Source organism: Streptomyces globisporus (assembly GCF_003501885.1).
Lineage (GTDB): Bacteria > Actinomycetota > Actinomycetes > Streptomycetales > Streptomycetaceae > Streptomyces > Streptomyces globisporus_D.
Genome location: NZ_QWFA01000385.1, coordinates 1 through 4,274 on the forward strand (window position 1 = coordinate 1; position 4,274 = coordinate 4,274).

3 protein-coding genes and 3 pseudogenes are annotated in these 4,274 nt (G+C 71.9%); 4 read left to right on the top strand and 2 right to left on the bottom strand.

What is annotated here, in order from left to right; all coding sequences use genetic code 11:
• Positions 1-167: 167 nt before the first annotated feature.
• Together D3105_RS33770 and D3105_RS33775 are read right to left on the bottom strand one after the other, a co-directional pair.
• Positions 168-284: pseudogene (locus tag D3105_RS33770) on the bottom strand (MoaD/ThiS family protein); the annotation flags it as partial.
• Entirely contained in the window at positions 229-1,092 is an 864-nt protein-coding gene (locus tag D3105_RS33775; protein ID WP_240647134.1) for an alpha/beta fold hydrolase, read from the bottom strand. The gene D3105_RS33775 and the pseudogene D3105_RS33770, both read right to left, overlap by 56 nt.
• A 269-nt stretch (positions 1,093-1,361) precedes the next feature.
• Here D3105_RS33775 and D3105_RS33780 point away from each other — a divergent pair.
• The 4 genes and pseudogenes from D3105_RS33780 (at position 1,362) to D3105_RS33795 (ending at position 4,194) form a co-directional block, all read left to right on the top strand.
• Positions 1,362-2,133: pseudogene (locus tag D3105_RS33780) on the top strand (winged helix-turn-helix transcriptional regulator).
• Complete coding sequence (locus D3105_RS33785) at positions 2,043-2,678, top strand: LacI family DNA-binding transcriptional regulator (protein ID WP_425315771.1); 636 nt, start codon at positions 2,043-2,045, stop codon at positions 2,676-2,678. The pseudogene D3105_RS33780 and the gene D3105_RS33785 overlap by 91 nt, the downstream one beginning before the upstream one ends.
• 212 nt (positions 2,679-2,890) lie before the next feature.
• A pseudogene (locus tag D3105_RS33790) lies at positions 2,891-3,382 on the top strand (S1C family serine protease); the annotation flags it as partial.
• Positions 3,383-3,453: 71 nt separating this feature from the next.
• Positions 3,454-4,194 carry a response regulator transcription factor gene (locus D3105_RS33795; protein WP_097878568.1) on the top strand — a complete coding sequence of 247 codons (741 nt, stop codon included), beginning with the start codon at positions 3,454-3,456 and terminating at the stop codon, positions 4,192-4,194.
• Positions 4,195-4,274: the final 80 nt, after the last annotated feature.

Genomic DNA, 4,274 nt, shown 5'->3' on the forward strand with positions numbered 1-4,274 from the left:
GCGCCTGCCACGTCTGTGTGCCGCCCTGGTCGAAGGCGGCCGGCTCCTGCGGGCCGGCGTGCTGCCCGGCCGTGCCGTCGGGCCACTGCGGCGGCGCGGGCCGCTGCGGGTGCTCGGGGTCGTACGGATACGGGTACTGCTGATCGCTGCTGCTCATGGCCTGCGGTTCACCCTCCTGCGAACGGCGGGAGCACCTCGACCGTGCCGCCCTCGGCAAGGCGTACGGTCTCATGCTCGCGGGTCCCCACGGGGTCCCCGTCGACGAGGAACGAGCACCGCCGGAGCACCTGGCTCAGCTCGCCGGGGTGCCTCTCGCGCACCGCGTCGAGCGCCTCGGCGGGCGATGAGCGGGACCGAGGCGACCGGGGAGAGCGGGACGGGGTCCCAGTCCTCCGTGGCGATACGGGTACGGAATCCGTAGCGGCCGACGATCCGGCCCGAGGGGCGGGTGACCACCCAGTGCAGCCGGCGCATCGGGGCCGTTCCCCGGTAGTACCAACGGGCAGGCGCACTGACGGAGACCACCGCGTCCGAGTGCGCCCCTGTGCGCCGTATGCGCCCCTCGCGCTCCGGCACGCGAACGGGTGTAACCCCGGCCGCGGATTCCGCGCCCCCGGCCACGGCCTCCGCCGTATACAGAGCCCCGTGCCGCAGCACCACCGAGCCGCCCATCGAGAACCCGACCGTCACCACCCGGGTGTGTCCGAGCCGCCGCGCCCAGGCCACCGCCGCCGCCAGGTCCAGCACCTCGCGGTCGCCCACCGTGGAGCGCCCGCCGGACCGTCCGTGGCCCCGGAACGAGAACGTGATCACGGCCGCACGCTGGGCGAACACCCGCGCGGCACGGCGTACGGCGGGACGGTCGGCCGACCCCGTGAACCCGTGCGCGACGACGATCGCGGTGCTCTCCGCCGGGGTCGCGGCGAGGGCCCCGGCCGCCCCGTCGTCCGGCGCTCCGAAGCCCGCCGTACACGGCTCGTACACCGCCTCGACCGGCACGCCGTCATCCGTCAGCAATGTGGCGAATCGTGGGGGTGGCGTGAGCAAGGGAACAGAGGAACCCCGGAATCGACCCTCGGACACGGAACTCATGTGGGCTATTCTGCTGCGAAGAGGATCCGGGCAATGCAGCCCCCGGGTCCTTTTGTGCTTTACGGGCGTTGTTACGACGACGTTTCCACAAGCTCAGCGGTCCCCGGGGCGCGGGACCGCACGCCATACCCGCTTGACGTACGAAGCAGTGCCGCATACTCCCCCGGGTCCGACCCGGGAGTGCCCCTCTCGCAGGGAACGAGGAGGACCGACGTAATGGGCGAGCGAACCGTGCAACACGATCGACCGAACCAGGCAGGTGGGCGGCGATGAGTTCACTGCTGCTTCTGACGAACGCACTCCAGCCGTCGACGGAGGTGCTCCCCGCACTCGGTCTTCTGCTCCACAGCGTGCGGGTGGCCCCCGCCGAGGGCCCGGCCCTGGTGGACACCCCGGGCGCCGACGTGATCCTCGTCGACGGGCGGCGCGACCTTCCGCAGGTCCGCTCGCTCTGCCAGCTGCTGCGGTCCACGGGACCCGGCTGTCCGCTGATCCTCGTCGTCACCGAGGGCGGTCACGGCGGGGCCGGCGGAGGTCGAGGCGCGGCTGCGCCTGGCCATGGGCCGCCAGCAGATCACCTCCGACGACTCCCCGATGGAGATCCGCAACGGTGACCTCTCCGTCGACGAGGCGACGTACAGCGCGAAGCTGAAGGGCCGGGTCCTGGACCTGACCTTCAAGGAATTCGAACTGCTGAAATACCTCGCCCAGCACCCGGGCCGGGTGTTCACCCGCGCCCAGCTCCTGCAGGAGGTCTGGGGGTACGACTACTTCGGCGGTACGCGGACGGTCGACGTCCACGTACGGCGGCTGCGCGCCAAGCTCGGCCCCGAGCACGAGTCGCTGATCGGGACCGTCCGCAACGTCGGCTACCGCTTCGTCGTGCCGGAGAAGGTCGAGCGCGCGGCGGAGGAGGCGAAGGACAGGGCGGCCGCCCGGCCCGTCGCCCGATCGGAGCAGTCCTCTTCGGCCACGGNCAGTTGGGCTACCGGCCCGACCGGGTCGCCCAGGCCATGGCCTCGCGCCGCACGGACCTCATAGGCATGATCGTGCCGGACGCCCGGCAGCCGTTCTTCGCGGAGATGGCGCACGCGGTCGAACAGGCCGCCGCCGAACGCGGGAAAATGGTGCTCGTCGGTAATTCCGACTACCGCGACGAGCGCGAGGTCCACTATCTGCGGGCCTTCCTCGGGATGCGGGTCTCCGGGCTGATCCTGGTCAGCCAGGGCCCCAGCGAGCGCGCCGCCGCCGAGATCGAGGCCTGGGACGCCCGGGTCGTCCTGCTGCACGAGCGCCCCGAGGCGATCGACGACGTCGCCGTCGTCACCGACGACGTGGGCGGCGCCCAGCTCGCCACCCGGCACCTGCTGGAGCACGGCCATCCGTACGTGGCCTGCCTCGGCGGTACGGAGGAGACCCCGTCGGTCGGCGACCCGGTCGCCGACCACGTCGAGGGCGCCGTGGACCTGGTGCTGGACGACGCGCTGCGGGTCTCCGGATCCCGGCGGGAGCGGCTGAAGCAGTTCCCCTCGGCGCTGGTGGTCCGGCGCTCCTGCGGCTGCGGAGAGCCCTCCGCGTCCGTCTGACCTCGCTTCCCACCTTCCCGCTTCGGTCTTTACAGCGGGCATACGCGGTTCTTCCGGGCTTCTCAGGACGTACTCAGGCCGTTCTCATCTTCGCCGATCAGCCTGATGGACATGACGGAGAACCTTCGCCCGAGCGGCGCGCACTCGACGGACCAGGACCCGACCTCCTACCCGTACGCCTCCTCCTACGGAACGGCGTACGACAGCGCTCCGGGCGGTNCGGGCTGAAGACGGCGACGCTGGGCGACTCCTCCAAGGTGAAGGTCGGCGAGCAGGTCGTGGCGATCGGTTCGCCCGAGGGCCTGACCGGCACCGTCACCAGCGGCATCGTCTCCGCGCTCGACCGGGACGTCACGGTCGCCAAGGACGACTCCGGCAGCTCCGGGCAGGGTCAGGGCCGGCAGGGCGGCGGCCAGGAGTGGCCGTTCGAGTTCGGCGGGCAGCAGTTCAACGGCGACACGGGCGAGGAGACCACCACGTACAAGGCGCTCCAGACCGACGCCTCGCTCAACCCCGGCAACTCCGGTGGCGCGCTGATCAACATGGACGGGGAGATCATCGGCATCAACTCCGCGATGTACGCGCCGAGTTCCTCGGCCGCGGGCAGCGGTTCCTCGGCGGGCAGCGTGGGCCTCGGCTTCGCGATCCCGGTGAACACGCTCAAGGCCGACCTGGACACCCTGCGCGCCGGGAACGGCTCCTGACCGTGCAAGGCTGAGAGTGCCCCCGCAGGGCGGACGGACCCAGGTCGACACGAGAAGAGGACGAGAGAGCGATGAGCCCCGCCGAAGACGATCCCCAGCGCATCCTGATCGTCGACGACGAGCCGGCCGTGCGCGAGGCGCTGCGGCGCAGCCTCGCCTTCGAGGGGTACGGGACGCAGGTCGCGGTCGACGGGTACGACGCCCTGGCGATGGCCGAGGCGTACGCCCCCGACCTCATCGTCCTGGACATCCAGATGCCCCGGATGGACGGGCTCACCGCCGCCCGCCGCATCCGGGCCACCGGCTCGACCACGCCCATCCTGATGCTCACGGCCCGCGACACCGTCGGGGACCGGGTCACCGGACTCGACGCCGGGGCGGACGACTACCTGGTCAAGCCGTTCGAGCTGGACGAGCTGTTCGCCCGGATCCGGGCCCTGCTGCGCCGCAGCTCGTACGCGTCGGCAGCGGCGGCGGGCGCGGAGGCCCCCGACGACGACGTGCTGTCCTTCGCCGACCTGCGGATGGACCTGGCGACCCGCGAGGTCACCCGGGGCGACCGGCGGGTGGAGCTGACCCGTACCGAATTCACGCTCCTGGAGATGTTCCTGTCGCACCCGCGCCAAGTGCTGACCCGCGAGCAGATCCTCAAGGCCGTCTGGGGCTTCGACTTCGAGCCGAGCTCCAACTCCCTGGACGTGTACGTGATGTACCTGCGCCGCAAGACGGAGGCGGGCGGCGAGCCGCGCCTCGTCCACACCGTGCGCGGGGTGGGCTACGCGCTGCGTACGGGCGGGAGCGGGGAGGCGTGAGCGGGGATACGCCCGTCGCGGACGGCCGGGAGCGGGGTGGCGTCGGCGGGTCGACGGCCGACACGGGTCGGCCGTCGACC